This window comes from Acinetobacter sp. FDAARGOS_724 (genome assembly GCF_013364475.1).
Lineage (GTDB): Bacteria > Pseudomonadota > Gammaproteobacteria > Pseudomonadales > Moraxellaceae > Acinetobacter > Acinetobacter variabilis.
The window spans coordinates 2,473,283-2,488,863 of record NZ_CP054908.1; the positions used below are offsets into that span (position 1 = coordinate 2,473,283).

11 protein-coding genes are annotated in these 15,581 nt (G+C 43.4%); 4 read left to right on the plus strand and 7 right to left on the minus strand.

Features of this window, described 5'->3' with window-relative positions; translation table 11 throughout:
* Nucleotides 1-74: 74 nt before the first annotated feature.
* A complete protein-coding gene (locus FOC32_RS13040) occupies nt 75-4,598 on the minus strand; it encodes a translocation/assembly module TamB domain-containing protein (protein WP_104426012.1) in 4,524 nt (1,507 codons plus the stop codon).
* A gap of 38 nt (nt 4,599-4,636) precedes the next feature.
* On the minus strand, nt 4,637-7,393 hold the full coding sequence (locus tag FOC32_RS13045; protein WP_104426011.1) for an autotransporter assembly complex protein TamA: 2,757 nt from the start codon (nt 7,391-7,393) through the stop codon (nt 4,637-4,639).
* Nucleotides 7,394-7,567: 174 nt separating this feature from the next.
* On the opposite strand from FOC32_RS13045, the gene FOC32_RS13050 reads away from it, so the two are divergent.
* The 3 genes from FOC32_RS13050 to FOC32_RS13060 all read left to right on the plus strand — a co-directional run bounded on the left by FOC32_RS13050 (nt 7,568) and on the right by FOC32_RS13060 (nt 11,019).
* Nucleotides 7,568-8,887 (plus strand): MFS transporter, encoded by a 1,320-nt coding sequence (locus FOC32_RS13050; protein WP_175967739.1) that lies wholly within the window; start codon nt 7,568-7,570, stop codon nt 8,885-8,887.
* Between the two features lie 3 nt (nt 8,888-8,890).
* On the plus strand, nt 8,891-9,526 hold the full coding sequence (coq7, locus tag FOC32_RS13055; RefSeq protein ID WP_004783823.1) for a 2-polyprenyl-3-methyl-6-methoxy-1,4-benzoquinone monooxygenase: 636 nt from the start codon (nt 8,891-8,893) through the stop codon (nt 9,524-9,526).
* Nucleotides 9,527-9,960: 434 nt separating this feature from the next.
* On the plus strand, nt 9,961-11,019 hold the full coding sequence (locus FOC32_RS13060; RefSeq protein WP_175967741.1) for a KGG domain-containing protein: 1,059 nt from the start codon (nt 9,961-9,963) through the stop codon (nt 11,017-11,019).
* A 476-nt stretch (nt 11,020-11,495) separates the two neighbouring features.
* On the opposite strand, the gene FOC32_RS13065 is transcribed toward FOC32_RS13060, so the two are convergent.
* The 5 genes from FOC32_RS13065 to FOC32_RS13085 all read right to left on the minus strand — a co-directional run bounded on the left by FOC32_RS13065 (nt 11,496) and on the right by FOC32_RS13085 (nt 14,755).
* Nucleotides 11,496-11,930 (minus strand): 2-amino-4-hydroxy-6-hydroxymethyldihydropteridine diphosphokinase, encoded by a 435-nt coding sequence (locus tag FOC32_RS13065; RefSeq protein ID WP_034171634.1) that lies wholly within the window; start codon nt 11,928-11,930, stop codon nt 11,496-11,498.
* Complete coding sequence (gene folB, locus FOC32_RS13070) at nt 11,887-12,267, minus strand: dihydroneopterin aldolase (RefSeq protein WP_034171633.1); 381 nt, start codon at nt 12,265-12,267, stop codon at nt 11,887-11,889. The genes FOC32_RS13065 and folB overlap by 44 nt, the downstream gene beginning before the upstream one ends.
* A gap of 132 nt (nt 12,268-12,399) precedes the next feature.
* A complete protein-coding gene (locus FOC32_RS13075) occupies nt 12,400-13,698 on the minus strand; it encodes an ABC1 kinase family protein (protein ID WP_104426008.1) in 1,299 nt (432 codons plus the stop codon).
* A gap of 58 nt (nt 13,699-13,756) precedes the next feature.
* The gene (locus FOC32_RS13080; protein WP_104426007.1) at nt 13,757-14,527 is read right to left on the minus strand and encodes a HesA/MoeB/ThiF family protein; all 771 of its coding nucleotides are present in this window, start codon (nt 14,525-14,527) and stop codon (nt 13,757-13,759) included.
* A 39-nt stretch (nt 14,528-14,566) separates the two neighbouring features.
* Nucleotides 14,567-14,755, minus strand: coding sequence for a hypothetical protein (locus tag FOC32_RS13085; RefSeq protein ID WP_104426006.1), 189 nt, complete (start codon nt 14,753-14,755; stop codon nt 14,567-14,569).
* Nucleotides 14,756-15,014: 259 nt separating this feature from the next.
* Here FOC32_RS13085 and FOC32_RS13090 point away from each other — a divergent pair, with 259 nt between their 5' ends.
* On the plus strand, nt 15,015-15,524 hold the full coding sequence (locus FOC32_RS13090) for a pyridoxamine 5'-phosphate oxidase family protein (protein ID WP_034704527.1): 510 nt from the start codon (nt 15,015-15,017) through the stop codon (nt 15,522-15,524).
* Nucleotides 15,525-15,581: the final 57 nt, after the last annotated feature.

Sequence of the window (15,581 nt, forward strand, 5' to 3'; positions counted from 1 at the left end):
TGATTTAAATGCTTAGGCTATTTTAAAATCTCTTGCCTATAAAAAAGCCCTCATTTAGAGGGCTTTTTATTAGCTTAGAACCGCCAGTTATAGAATAAGTCAATTGCACGCTCTAAAGACTGACTGGCTTCCAGATATAAACGCTGATTCATTTGATAACGTAAAGTCAACTTGTTTACTGGGGTAAATACGCCAACCCCATAACGGATATATAAGTCTGGCGTAATATAACCGGTTACAGACACCTGAGTATCATCCCCGGTTCCCTGTGCATCCAGTGCCAGACCGCTCAAGCCAAAGCTACGGCCAATCTGGTTGGTCAAGGCACGCGTACCGCCTAAGCCCAGACTGATCCCTGCGGCTGCAATGGTGTTATTTACATCAGATCTGAAACCTTCTGCCTGACTCAAGCCTGAAGCCCCTTCATTAATACGACCAGTAATCAGGGCATTCAACGCTTCCTGTTCAGACAGGCCAGCATCATTATAAATTTGAATGGCAGGACTTGAGGCTGTACCAGTGACACGTACACCCACCGTGCTACCTTGAATGGATTTATTGGCATCAATATCCAGGGTTGGATTCGACAACGGGCCATTGAAACGTGCAATTGCACGGTTCAGATCCAGACTTTGTCCATAAGCTTCAATTTTCACCCGTTGTGATACCCCGATCGCACCATTGGCACGCATCGCAGATTCCAGACCACGTTGTGTCAGATTGACACGACCTAAGAGTGGAATACGGCTGTCAAAGCCCTGGAAGATCACCTGATTTCCTAACGACACTGCAACATCTGCGCGAATATCCCATGGACGTGCCGCTTTCAGAATGGCGAGCTGGTCATCTCCCTCACGTACTACGCGTACGTCAGAAGACAAGCCCACAACAGGTTCAGACGCTTCAGGCATAGAAATCAATGCACGAGGAACATCGACCTTACCACTCAAGCTCAATTTTTTATTGAACGGATACATATCCAGGGTCAGATCAGGCGTAACCACCGCAGTAATCAGCGGTGCCTGGCGAATCAGCAGATTTTCACCCTGAAGTTTGAGCTGTACGCGAGGATCACCTTTCCAGTCTACAGAACCAGTTAATTTACCAGCACCACGACCACTATTAAATGCACCATTAATAGTCGCGGTATTTTGACGGACTGATGAATAGAGCTGCACATTGGTTAGATTGACTGGTAATGAAATCATGCTGATCGCCCCGTCCTTAACCCGAATTTCACCTTCAAGTAATGGATCGGTTAACGTTCCGCTAATTTTACCTGCATACGACAGGGTACCATCCAGATTACGCACATCCTGAATGAATGGCTTAAAGACCTTCAGCTGAACCTGGTTAAAGGCAATCTCGCCCCGCATTGGTTTATTGTCACGATATGGATCAATAATTACATTGGCATAGCCTGTACCAATATCCGGCGTTTTCACATCCAGACGAATCTGTAATCCAGCGGCCACGCTTTTTGCGACCAGCCCCACTTCATCATATTTTAAAGTCGAGCCTAAATATTCCGGATCATCAGAAGATAAGCCGATCACCCCATTGCGGGTTACCAGACGAGCATCAATTTTCGGTTTAGCACCTTGTGCCCAAGCTGCCTTGGCATAACCATTCACTTTACCGGTTAATGCTATGCCTTCTGGCAGGAAGGCACTAAAGTCAGCCAGATCCAGGTTACGGGTAATAAATGAAGCACTACCTCGAGTTTTATTGACTCGAATTGGCTGGTCAAAGCAAAGTTGACTTTGCTGACTCATCCAGCAATGAGCGCCAACAAACAGATCCGACTGTGCAGTGTTATAAATTACAGCTGCATTTTGACGCTGCACCAGATGAGTACGCAGTGAGTCGAAATCACCGCGCTGGATCTGGCCTAACCAGTTATTTTGTGCATTAAAACCACCTGCGAGCTGAACAAAGAATTTAGACAGCTTATTTTCAGCCTGAACTTGCAGCACATGCGCGGCGCGCGTTCCAGCAAGTGACACTTCACCGCGTACAATCTGTCTATTGCCACTACGCAACTGATCCATGGTCGCAGTCAATAAAGTCGGTGTGGTTTGTGAAGTCGGTAACTGGCCACGTACCCGAATCTTGTCTACGCTAAACAGGTTCTTGAAAGCAAAATTATCTACTGCCAGATTCGCAGTTGCTTGCAAACGCGGTTGTGCTTGCATATTGATGTAGCCTTGTACCCGGCCTCTTAATCCCGGATAAAGCTCATATAATGCCGGCGCATTCACTTTAAGTTGCAGATTTTGTGCATTACCTGTGGCCTGTATCTGGTTACTGGCATAAGACAGGAACAGGTTATTGGCTTCAAACTGCTGCGGTACAAAACCACGCTGCTTGGAATCAATCAATACAGCCAGATTACCCTTACCGCGTACCGGTTTATTATTCAACATACCGGCCAGATTTAAGCGTTGAATCTGGACACGCTTCACTGCATCCGACCAGACACCTTGGGTTTGCAGATTGCCAGACAATTCACCTTTAAGCTTGGCATTAAAATACTGAGGTTTGAAACGCACCAAAGAAGCATTTACATTCCAGCCAATACCATTTGCCAAGTTCACCTGACCATTGGCATTAATTTTTCCAGCGACTCCATCATGGCGCAGTTCCTTGATATTCAGCATATCAGGCGTACCTGACAAGCGCAGTTTCAACAATCCCTGACTGGCCTTAATCTGGCTGGCACTTAATGCACCATCATAATTGACCGCATAACTTTTGAATCCGCCACCTACTTTTTCATCATGGAACAACAAGGCAATATTACTATTACCTGTCAGATGAACGGTTTCATTTTGCGCAGCCAGTCGTCCGGTCAGATCTACACCGCTGAGGTTAATAATCTGCTGATTCGGGCGTGCATAACCACTGGCTTTTACTCGACCATTCAAGCGGTCAATTGGTGAAGCTGCAGCCAGAGTCTGGGTATTCAGGTTCTGGGCATTTAATACTGCGGACCATTTGAGCTGACGTTTTTCTTCTGGCAGTTCAACCCGTGCATTACCTGTTAGACTGCCGGCCTGTCCATTTCCACTATATTTAAAACTTGGAACATTCAGGATGTTATTTTTCAAGTTCAATTGTGCCTGATACATTCCTGTCGGCAACAACCCTTCTTCATGCTGAGCAACCTGAGTAGCGACATGGATATTCTGCTGGCCTTCGACCAGTACCAGATCAACATCGCCTGATTCACTTTTTAACCAGCCGATATAAGGCACAGCACGATCAATATTTTTCCAGGCCACATCCAGTAAAATCGGTTGAGCTTTATTGTCTTTAACCGGCTTCTGATCCAGCTTGATATTCCAGGTTTCATAGCGGTCAAAATCCACCAGTCCTGTTAAATGCAGGCCATTTTCCAGGTTACCGGTAGAGGCAATATTACCGTCCAGACTTGGTGGTAGAAAATCTTGCACCACCTGTGGAATTCGCTGATGTTTTGGATCAATCCCATTCATGCGGCCTGTCAGATCCCAATCCACCTGATCAGCCCAGCCTACAGTACCTGCCAGGCTTACCGAACCTTTCATCAGCTGACCATTTAGATCAGTAATATTGAGCTGATTGACCAGATCGGTGTACATCACTGCGGTATATTGCCCATCCGGGATATTTTCACCTTCAATATCAGTGCGAACATTCAGATCCAGGCGCTTGGTATTCCCATTAAACTCAGCCACACCATCTTTCGTAAACAGTTTTTGCTCTGTCAGGATTGGCCAGTGATATTGCTTGAACTGGAGTTCACCACGCATGGGTACATTAGGACGCATCGGGTGCAGAATTGCCCAGCCTGTCAGCAAATCTGGCGTGTTGGTCGCGACCCCGGCCTGAATGGTATCCAGTGTGCCTCTAGCACGTACTTGAATATCATGAATATTCAAGCTTTCTCTGAGTGAAGGCAGATTTAGAATACCGCGTGCATCTAGTGGATATTTACCTTCAAACTGCATTTTCCCAGTAGCTTCACGTACCGACAGATAGCCCATGTCCATGCGGGAATCTTCGAAATTCAGCTCGGTACCTGACCATAATGCTTCATTCAGTTCAATATTATAAAAATCAACTGCATTGGTCTGAGTCTTAATCACCAAGTGATCGAGAAGTAAATGATCAACCCGCAATACAAACGGTAAACGAATTGCATTGAACTTGAATGGCTCATCACTTGACGGATTTTTATTAATAATCTGTAGATTCAGTACATCTGCTTCAGTCAGATGAATTTCTTTTTTGATAATCGCCCGCCAACCCAGCTTGACATCAGCACGGTCAATTTTGACATCGACCGGTTTCAGGGTAACCAGAACATTTTTCAGGATAATCCCGCGCCACAGGTTCCCACCTTCATATTCATAATGAATGATTTCCTGGCGCTGCATCACCTGATCGAGCAGGAATTTACTGCCTTTATCGGTAGAAAACAGGATCGCCAGTACAGACAGCAGAAAAATAAGAGAAAAAAGGACCGACAATAGAATACTTCTAAATATACGGCGCTTTTTCGGCACAACTTCAGGTTGTTGCTCTTGTTCTGGCTGTGGTTGGTTTTCGACCATGATCTACCCAAATAACTATTTTTTAATTAATAAATGTTTTATAACTGCGAGCCAATAAAGAAATGCAAACGAATCGGATAATTGTCATCCGACAGTCCGGTCGCCACATCTAAACGAATTGGGCCAATCGGTGAAGCCCAACGAATCCCCAGCCCCGCACCATATTCTGTCGGATTACTAAAATCCTCATTATAGGCATTTCCGGCATCCGCAAATACTGCAGCGCGCCAGCCCTCCCTGAACTGATAATTATACTCCAGTGAAGCCACACCCAAAGCCTGTCCGCCCACTTTAAAGCCTTCAATTTCCGGAGAAAGACTCTTATAGTCAAAACCACGGATACTTTGATCACCGCCACTAAAATAGCGCAGGTTATAAGGTACTTTGGCAAAATCTTCAGTAAAGATATAACCCAGATCCGCACGTCCAACAAACTGGTGATTGGCATTTTCACCCAGTGAATAGATAAAACGCCAGCCTGCATTCACAATCGCCATATCGGCATCAGACAATAAAGCTTCACTGCCCAATTCGACTTTATAGGTTTGCTTAAAGCCCTTGGTCGGGTTCACGCGGCGATCACTATCAGTACGGGAAACTTCATAACCCACCAATAAAGACTGCTGTTCATCTTCAGTATTGAATCTGAATGCTTCCGGAATCTGGCTAAAATCAACCGAACCATCCTGCGTCAGACGATCCAGACGGTAACGTAGACCGTAGGTTTGTTGCCAATTAGCACGCGGATTTTTAATAATCCGGTCAGCACCAAGTACCGCGGATTCAATTAACAGGCCATCACCTTGGGCCACACCATCACGTTCTTCACGCTCATAACCACCCACGATACTGATATAGTCATTAAGTGGATGGTTGTATGGAATATTATAACGGCCATCAATTGACTGACGGATTTGTGACAATTCAAGGTTGGCATCAAATGAGTGACCACGCTTGTTTACGATCGCGCGGCGATATTGTCCACGTAAGCGTGTTCCGGTATCCGTACCATAACCCAGACCGACTTCGGCACTGTTAAGACGGTCTGCATTCAGTGTCACAATGACCGGAATTTTTTTCTCTTCACGAGCCTGAGCCTTTAAACGTTCTTCTTCGTCTTCTTTGGTCTGCTGCTGAACCCGCAAAGTTCTTAAGTTTGGATTTTCTGCATCACGACTACCGGCGAACTGATCTTCATCCACCACATCCTGTGTAACTTCCTGATCGGATACTGGTGCAGCTTTCTTGGCCACACCTATTTCATCTTCTGAAAACTTCTGTTCTTCTATCAGACTCTGAATATCCGGTGCCAGTTCCAGCTCTCGATCAATAGGATCAGGACGAATTGTATCCACCAGCGTATAGTTAAAATAACGTGAGTTCGTCAGGTTGTTGGCCAAGCTATTCACACGCCAGAAGGTGTAGTCAGCACCATCTTCCCAGGTGACCAGACTTTCCAGTACATCACGATTCAATGGAAATTCTTTTTCAGGATCACTCATCCTGAACTCTACATTACCCAGTTTATAACGCTCACCTGTTTCAAAGCGCAGATTCACATCGGCTGTATTTTCGGGTTGGGCAATGCGCACATCATGCAAGCGCCAGTAAGCATCAAAATAACCATTGTCGCTGGCTGCGGTATTAATCCGGTCCTTGGTTTTTTCATAATCCCCATGGTTAAAGATATCACCTTCTTCCTGTTCAGGTAGAAGACTAATAACCTGGAACTGCGGCTGTTCACCACCTGGCCCACTAAACTCAATATTATGGGTATTGATAATGACCGGCTCATTCGGGGTTACATAAACTCTGACCCGGCTATCTGATAATTTTTCAAATCTGAACTGGGCATTGTAATAACCTACAGCTTGGGCAGCCTGATTGGACAGATTACGGAGTTGCGGTAATGCAGATGAAAAATCTTCAAAGGATTCCTGGGTAAAGCTAGAAAGTTTAGCTTTTACATTATTTCTAAGATTCGTATAACCTTCTGACTGGGCTTTACGATTCAATCCGCCATTGCTTTGTGTAGTGCCATTTCCATTCACAATGACCACATCTGCACTGATCCGAGGCAAACTGGCGGTCATAATCTGGCGAGGTGGACGTATTTTATAAAACAGTCGCTTGAAAATATTAGGGCGTTTATCATTTTCAGGCGTCGTTGGTGCAGGCAACTCGGATAAGGTCGCACCCGACTCATTTCTTTGGACAATAATCTGGCTATCGGCCTGAATGGACTGCATAAGCTGATCAACATTCACAGGTGCCTGATTGATTTCAACCAGTTCCTGCTGACTCATATCATTGACTACTGTTTTAGTTTGCACGGTCTGGCGATAGGCTTGCGCCTCGCGTTTCGCTTCTTGCGCAACCTGATAAATCTCGTTTGCCATGCTCTGGTCAATCGTTTGTACCGGCAGGCTTTCTAAATCATCAAACTCAATTGGCTGAAATTCACCCAGAGACGTTCCCATAGCCTGCTGTTCTTGCAGCATTTGCATACTATCTACAGTGGAAGTTTCAGGTTCTAAAGCTTCTTCAACTTTTTCTGTTGCTTCAGCCTCGGTCGTAGCTACCCCTTGTCGAACAGCTTCTTGGGATAACTCTTCGATCATTTCTGCCTGAGATAGTGCTACCGGAGTTTCGGTCTGCTCGGTTTGTGCCATGCCCTGATGCGATAACATCATGAAAAATATACTCATACATAGCCTGGCTCGGCCATGATACGGTACGAGAGACCCCATACTACGATTTAGCATCGTTTGTTTAAATTTTCTCTTTGCGAGCATAGCAAACTCTAAACGAATACATTCTTTAATTGATTAATTGACCGAAAAAGATAAGCTAAAGAACTTAAATTATTGGGTTTTGCCTTTACATGGACGAAAGTATCTTACATGATTTTTCTCAATGTTTACGTATATCTCACATTTCTTAATAAATCTTAATGTAGCACGTCTTATATGAACAACAATGAACATTTGTTAGCGAGCCGCCGCTTTTTACCCATGTTCCTGACCCAGTTTTTTGGTGCACTGAATGATAATGTTTTTAAACAGGCATTATTATTGGTGATTACCTATGGCTGGATTCAGCAACAATCAGCCAGTATTAGCACCTTAAATAACTTTGCTGCACTATTGTTCATTTTGCCTTATTTTATTTTCTCTGCGACGGCAGGCCAGATTGCAGATAAATATGAACGTTCCCAGCTGATTCGCTATTTAAAGATTTTTGAAATTGTGATCATGATTCTGGGCACCATTGGCTTCCTGCTCGGTCATTTATGGATTCTTCTGTTTGCCCTGTTTTTAATGGGCACTCAATCCACTTTTTTCGGCCCGATTAAATATGCCATTTTGCCTGAAGTATTAAAACCGGATGAATTGATGTCAGGTAACGCACTATTCCAGTCAGGTACATCACTGGCTATTCTGTTTGGTATGATCTTAGGCGGTGCAGTCATTGCGGCTTCTACAGGCAATCTGATCTGGATCAGCCTAACGGTGTTAAGTATTGCCGTGGTTGGCTATTTCTCCAGTCGTTATATTTTAAAGCAGAGCATTCCAGCACCCGAAATCAATATTGACTGGAATTTTTTCCGGACCAGCTTTCAGACCATTAAATATACCAAAAGCTTACCGCTAGTTTTTTTAATTCTGCTGGGTAACTCCTGGTACTGGTTTTATGGGGCAACTTATTTGACCCAGATTCCACAGCTTACCTTACAAAACCTGCATGCTTCTGAAAATGTTGCCAGTCTGCTTTTAACCTTTTTCTCTGTCGGAATCGGCTTAGGTTCTTATTTATGCCGCAGATTAGGCGGTACTGAGGTCAATATTAAAATGGTACCGATTGGCGCTATTGGTCTCGTGGTTTTTGCATTATATCTAGCCGCAAGTCTTGCCTTTGTTCCGGAACGTACCGGTACGTTACTCGGCTTGGCAGATGTATTCCAGCAAGGCTGGAGCTATTATCATGTGATGCTGGCGGTAACTTTACTGGGCATCAGTGGCGGTTTTTATATCGTGCCGCTGTATGCCATGATGCAAGCGCATTCTCCCCGCTCACATCGTGCACGTGTGGTTGCAGCAAATAACATCCTGAATGCCGTTTTCATGGTATCTTCTGCTATATTCTCGATTATTATTTTAAGCGTTCTAGAGTTTGATCTTAAAATACTTTTCTGTATTACTGCAATGTTGAGTGGCCTGTTTACTTTATGGCTGCTCTATAGATTGAAACCGATGATCAAAACCGCAAAAGCCCTTTTGGAGGATTAATTCATGCGTCAATATACAGGTGTCGATAAGCTTATTCATTCTTTTGACCAGGCATTACGCAGTCTTGTTCCAGGAACGACTTCCTCACAACGGGAAAATCCAGCCAAACCGGTCGAAACCCAGCTTACTGTGAGTGATGCCCGTCATGTAGCTGGGTTAATGCGCGTAAATCATAGTGGTGAGGTTTGTGCCCAAGCGCTTTATCATGGACAGGCATTAACTGCGAAGCTGCCAAATGTACGTCGGGAAATGGAACAGGCGGCAATTGAAGAACAGGATCATCTGGCCTGGTGTGAAGACCGCTTACAAGAACTGGATAGCCATACCAGTTTACTCAATCCGGTCTGGTACGGCCTTTCCTTTGGTATGGGTGCAATTGCCGGCATTGCGGGTGACAAATATAGTCTGGGTTTTGTTGCAGAAACCGAGCGTCAGGTGAGTATGCATTTACAGCATCATATTAATCAGCTGCCAGCACAGGATGAACGCTCACGTCGTATTCTAGAACAGATGAATGAAGATGAACTGCATCACCGTGATACAGCTTTGGCTGCAGGCGGTGTAGATTTACCGCTTCCCGTCAAGATTGCCATGACCGGCATTTCCAAGTTAATGACCAAAACCAGTTATTATATTTAAGTATCAAATAAAGCCCTCATTTTTGAGGGCTTTATTGTGATCAAAATAATTAAGGAAAAAATATTTTAAGAACTCTTTTTTTAAATTTTTTATTTATCATTATTTTATCTGCTATTTTTATTTAATTTATATTAAAAAAATTATTACTATTTTTTAATAAGAAATTTTAAGTCAACTTTTGATTAATTAAATCTCTAGTTTATCAGCTCTCATTTTAAAATTTATCGTTCATATAACTTTCTGTTTCTTTATGTTTATATAGAAAACAGATTTACATAATTAAAAGATTACATTTACTTCATAAGCAATTAGTTAGATTAAATTTGATATTTACAGTCATAATAATCCATCAACAATGTAAATTCACTATTTGCTTTATATCTATGCATTCGTTAACTCAGTCAACTTCCCCGGAATTTTAAAGGACGGTTAAAATGGCTAATCAAGATAATGAAAAAGATACCGATAATTCAAATCGTGGTTTCGCAGGCATGGAAGCGGAGAAACAACGCGAGATTGCAAGCCAAGGCGGGAGAGCTGCTCATGCAAGTGGTAATGCCCATGAATTTACTTCAGAAGAAGCTCGCGAAGCTGGTTCACGCAGCCACATAAATGACCGTGGTCGCAGCCGTGATGACGACGATGATGATGATCGTCGCGGTGGACGTGGCAGAGGTCGTGGCCGAAGCCGTGATGATGACTATGATGATGATGACGATCGTCGTGGTGGTCGAGGTCGTGGCCGCAGCCGTGATGATGACGACGATGATGACGACGATGATGACGATCGTCGTGGTGGACGCGGTCGAGGTCGTAGCCGAAGCCGTGATGATGATGATCGTCGCGGTGGACGCGGTCGAGGTCGTGGCCGCAGCCGTGATGATGACGACGATGATGATGACGATCGTCGCGGTGGACGTGGCAGAGGTCGTGGTCGAAGCCGTGATGATGACGATGATGATGACGATCGTCGCGGTGGACGCGGCAGAGGTCGTGGCCGCAGCCGTGATGATGACGACGATGATGATGACGATCGTCGCGGTGGACGCGGTCGAGGTCGTAGCCGAAGCCGTGATGATGACGACGATGATGATGATGACGATCGTCGCGGTGGACGTGGCAGAGGTCGTGGCCGAAGCCGTGATGATGACGACGATGATGATGACGATCGTCGCGGTGGACGCGGTCGAGGTCGTGGCCGCAGCCGTGATGATGACGACGATGATGACGATCGCCGCGGTGGACGCGGTCGAGGTCGTGGCCGCAGCCGTGATGATGACGACGATGATGACGATCGTCGTGGCGGACGTGGCAGAGGTCGTGGCCGCAGCCGTGATGATGACGATGATGATGACGATCGTCGTGGTGGACGCGGTCGAGGTCGTGGCCACAGCCGTGATGATGACGATGATGATGATCGTCGCGGACGTTCCAGCAATGGAGGACGAAGAAGTCCACCACGTGATGACCGAGGAAGATTTACTTCTTGTTAATTCATTGCAATATAATTAGCTTTATAAACATAAAACGTGGATTTAGGTCCACGTTTTATTTAATACTTTCATTCTACTTTATCGATAAAGAAAAATAGAAATTATTTAAATCAATCCTGTAGATTTTTATTTTTTATCATCCTTATTTTTTGATATATTTAGATGACTATATTATTTAATATTTTTTATAAAAATTAAATTTTATTTAAAACCAAGTCAAAATATAATTACCTTCATGGTAAATTAATTAAAATTTAAAATATATTTATTGTTCTCTATTTTTTAAAATTGGTAGTAAAAATGATTATTTAGAGGTAATTTATGGAAACAGGTATTATTCTTGGCATTCTATTCGCAATTATTGTGTTGTTAGTTATTTTTTATAAAAAGAAAAAGTAAATAACAGTTTTTTGGCAAATACAGATCCCCTACTTACATAAAACTGAAAAATTCATTAGCTTAATTTCGAATCCAGATTAAATTTTGACTTGTGGATATTGAAGACGGCGATCATATTCAAATGCAGGATGAGACCAGATGTCATGCATCGGAATTTTAACATCCAGTGCAAGCGGTAATTTTTTAGGATTAAATTCCATCTGGTTTAAATCATTTCCCCATGCAATCAGGTCGACATCCAGGCTGATCTGATGAGATGGCCGAACCCGCCCCGAATCCGTTTCCATTTGCTTTAATAAATTAGTCATATCTTGAACAGGAACTTCACTGTATAGGAGGCAGGCCGCATTCCAGTAATCTGCCCCGATACTATCCCGACATGGAATGAGGTAAATTGGAGAAAACCAAACTTTCCCCAACTCGCTGATCCGCTGCTGGGCAGCCTGAAAATGTTGCTGTGGATGACAATTACTCGCCAGTGCTAGGGCGAATATCGTTGCGGTGGCGTTCAAGACGTATCCCTACAGAATTAGCTTGCGCGATAATGGCAGGCTTACGGATCGTAATCATAATCGATTCTACACTTTCAAAGGTAGCAAAAAGCGCGTCTAGTACCAGTTTTGCTGCATGTTCGATCAATTTTGGCTGGGCGTCCTGAATCACCCGCGCTGAAATCTCACAGATTTCGGCATAATTCAAAGTATCTTCCAGTTCATCTGACTGTGCCGCTTGTTCTAATTTGGTACGAATAGTGAGATCCAGCATTAAAGGCTGAATGATTTGACGCTCCCAAGTAAAGCAGCCGACTACTGTATCGACCTTTAAGCCTTCAATAATAATTGCGTCCATTTTAAAACTCGGAATTTAATATTTACCAATAATCTCCCTAAATCCCTCTTTAATAAAGAGGGACTTTCATCACTTCTAATTATTTTGTAATGAAAGCCTCCCTTTATTAAAGGGAGGTCGGGAGGGATTAAATTAATGCTTTAACAGTAAATTTGGGTCCATGGTCTGGACCATCTGCAAACGCTGATCTGCATAGATGTCTGTATACGGCGCCAGAATTCGCATAAAACGGTCAAAATACAGCATTTGCTTGAACAATAAAGCAAAGTCACGTGGGAAACGAATACCATGGCGTTCACCGACTGCTACCATATCCATCATGATATCGTTAAGATCGGCTGGGCTTGAAGTCAGCAATTCCTGAGGATCAGCTAACATCACACCACTAAATAAACGTTCAAGATCAGCCGCAAGCATTTTGGTATCAATCTCAACTGCAGTCATACCCATTTTCAGCATGTTTTCTGCCATCAGGGTATAATTGGTATGCTGCAAGGCATCCATAAAGGCCATACACGCTGTCCAGACTTCTGGTTTAAGCTGGCCGACAATACCAAAATCAATAAAGCCCACACGACCATCTTCAAGCAGCATCAGATTACCCGCGTGTAAATCAGCATGGAAACTGTTACACATCATCAGGCTGCCAAACCAGGTGTTCATTGCAGTGATGAGAACCTGTGATGGGTCTTTAGCGACCTTTTTCACCACTTCAAAATCAGTCAGTGGCACGCCATATAAACGTTGCATGGTCAGTACACGACGTGTTGAATATTGATGATAAACCTTAGGAGCAGTTGCTGCTTTATTATTGGTGATATTCAGATAATTGACGAAATCATCCAGATTTTGTGCTTCCTCGATGAAATCGACTTCACGCACCATTCGGGTTTTGATTTCTTCGACAATATCGGCCAATGAGGCAAATTTTACTTTCGGCACTGCTTTTTCCAGCAGTTTGGTCGCCCAATGCAATACATTTAAATCGGTATATAGAATTGTTTCCACACCCGGCTTTTGTACTTTAATAACTACATCTTCACCAGAAACCAGCTTAGCCGCATGTACCTGTGCAATGGAAGCCGAAGCCAGTGGTGCTTCTTCAATTGAGGCAAAGATTTCATCCAGATTGCGACCAGAAAACTCTGATGCCAATACTTCCTGAATATAGCTGAATGGCAAGGTCGGTGTTTGATCCAGACAACCCTGAAACTCTTCCACATATTCACGCGGAAACAGCGACGGCGTACTGGCAATAAACTGACCGAGCTTGATATAGGTTGAGCCTAAAGACTCAAATGTTTCACGCATGAGTTTGGCATTACTTGGCTTTTCAGTGGCATATTTAATGCCGGCCTTCGCCGCAACTACCGCGGTTTCACCCATACGGGCAACCGAACGTATTCCATCTAACCAGATATTTTTTTTCATAATGTCTTAGGAAAAATTAATTACATGCAGTGTAGCAAAAAAATTAAATTTTGCAGGCCTATCTTGCCTGACAGACCGGGCAATCTGTATCTTTTTCGAAACTTAAAATGCGCTGTTTAAAACTCAGACCATCCCAAAGTAGAAGTTTCTGTCTAAGTGGCATTTTACCCAGGCCTAAATAAAGCAAAGCATGATGAGCTTGCAAACTCGCCATCACATTTGGCGTAGTCGCCAAGACACCTGAGTCTGCGCAACGCAGACTGGTACCAGCCTGATGTTCAGATGGAAACAGGCAGGCATAGCAAGCTGAATCCCCTTCCATCATGAACAGTTGTCCTTGCAAACCAATCGCAGAAGCACTGATTAAAGGTATATTCAGTTTTACACAGCTCTGATTGACCAGATAACGTGTCTCGAACTGATCACATCCATCCAGCACCAGATCTTGATGTTCAATAATACTTTCTGCATTTTCAGTCATTAAAGCTTGATTAATATATTCAATCTGAATATTCGGATTAATCTGAGCCAGCCTTTTCGCGAGTATTTCTGCCTTATAAAAGCCTAAATCATTTGGCGTAAATGCCAGTTGTCGTTGCAGATTACTCATCTCGATGGTATCAGGATCAATCAGAGTAATTTTGCCTACACCTGCTCTAGCCAGAAGTTCTGCCAAGGCACAACCAATCCCGCCACATCCCACGATACAGACATTGGAAAATTTCAATTTTTCCTGGGCTTCAATATCCCAACCGTCTAAGAGAATCTGGCGGCTATATAAATGCAATTCAGCATCGGTGAGTTCAAACTCTGGGGATATGGCATCCATAGTCGATATAGACAACGTCGTTCCTTGTTTCGAAGATTTTTAAGAAGCATGTGCCACAAAAAATGCATTTACCGAAATTTCAATATGTTGATAAATCTCAAGCAAATTAACTTCTCTGCGCATAAACAGCAAATCAATAAATGGCTTGGCAATACTAGCGCCAAATAGCATATCAGTTAAATGCTCCGTATCAAGCTGATAATGTCCTGATAAATATGTAATGGTCATATTATGAATGCACTTAACTTGATCTATATGCTACTTAATTTATTCACGTATTACATCTTCTAGCTAATCTCGTTCTTCTATTCCTTTATCACCCTGTAACTGTCTTCCGCTTGTTTAGCACTTCTGTAGCTGCTGCCTGCAATTCAGTAGGAAAATGTATCAGTTCAGTGAGACCCTCTGTATCCATTATCAAATATGATTAAGCTGCTTAAGGAATAGCAATTATCCTCGCTTTCAATAAATAGTATGGAGCATATAGATGAACGAACAAAATCAGCATAATAATCGTGAAAAATTATGGGAACTAATCAAAGATGTGCGTTACACCATGATCAGCCATGTAACCGAAAGTCAGGAAATTCATTCTCAGCCGATGACCATGCTCAATTCTGAGCAAATGAATGAAGATCAGAACTTGTATTTCATCATGCGTGATACCAATGATCTGGTGAAAGCTGCCACTACTGGTCGCACTCAGATTGGCCTGTCTTTCGCTAAACCTTCTGATGGTATTTATGTATCGATCAGCGCAAATGCACAGATCAGTACTGACCGTATTTTGATTGAAAAATTATGGAATCCATGGGCAGAAAACTGGTTTGAAGGTAAAGATGATCCTAGCGTACGTGTACTGATTGCTGAAGCTGAAAGTGCAGAATACTGGAATGTTACCGATAATAAAGTAACTCAGCTATTTAAGGCACTAAAAGGTGGCGTAACTGGCGAAGCTGGGGAACCGGATGCTGAGCACAAAAAAGTTGATCTATAAGTAAATAAGAATTCCACTTTCAATTTAGCCTCTTAATAAGAGGCTAAATTTTTGATT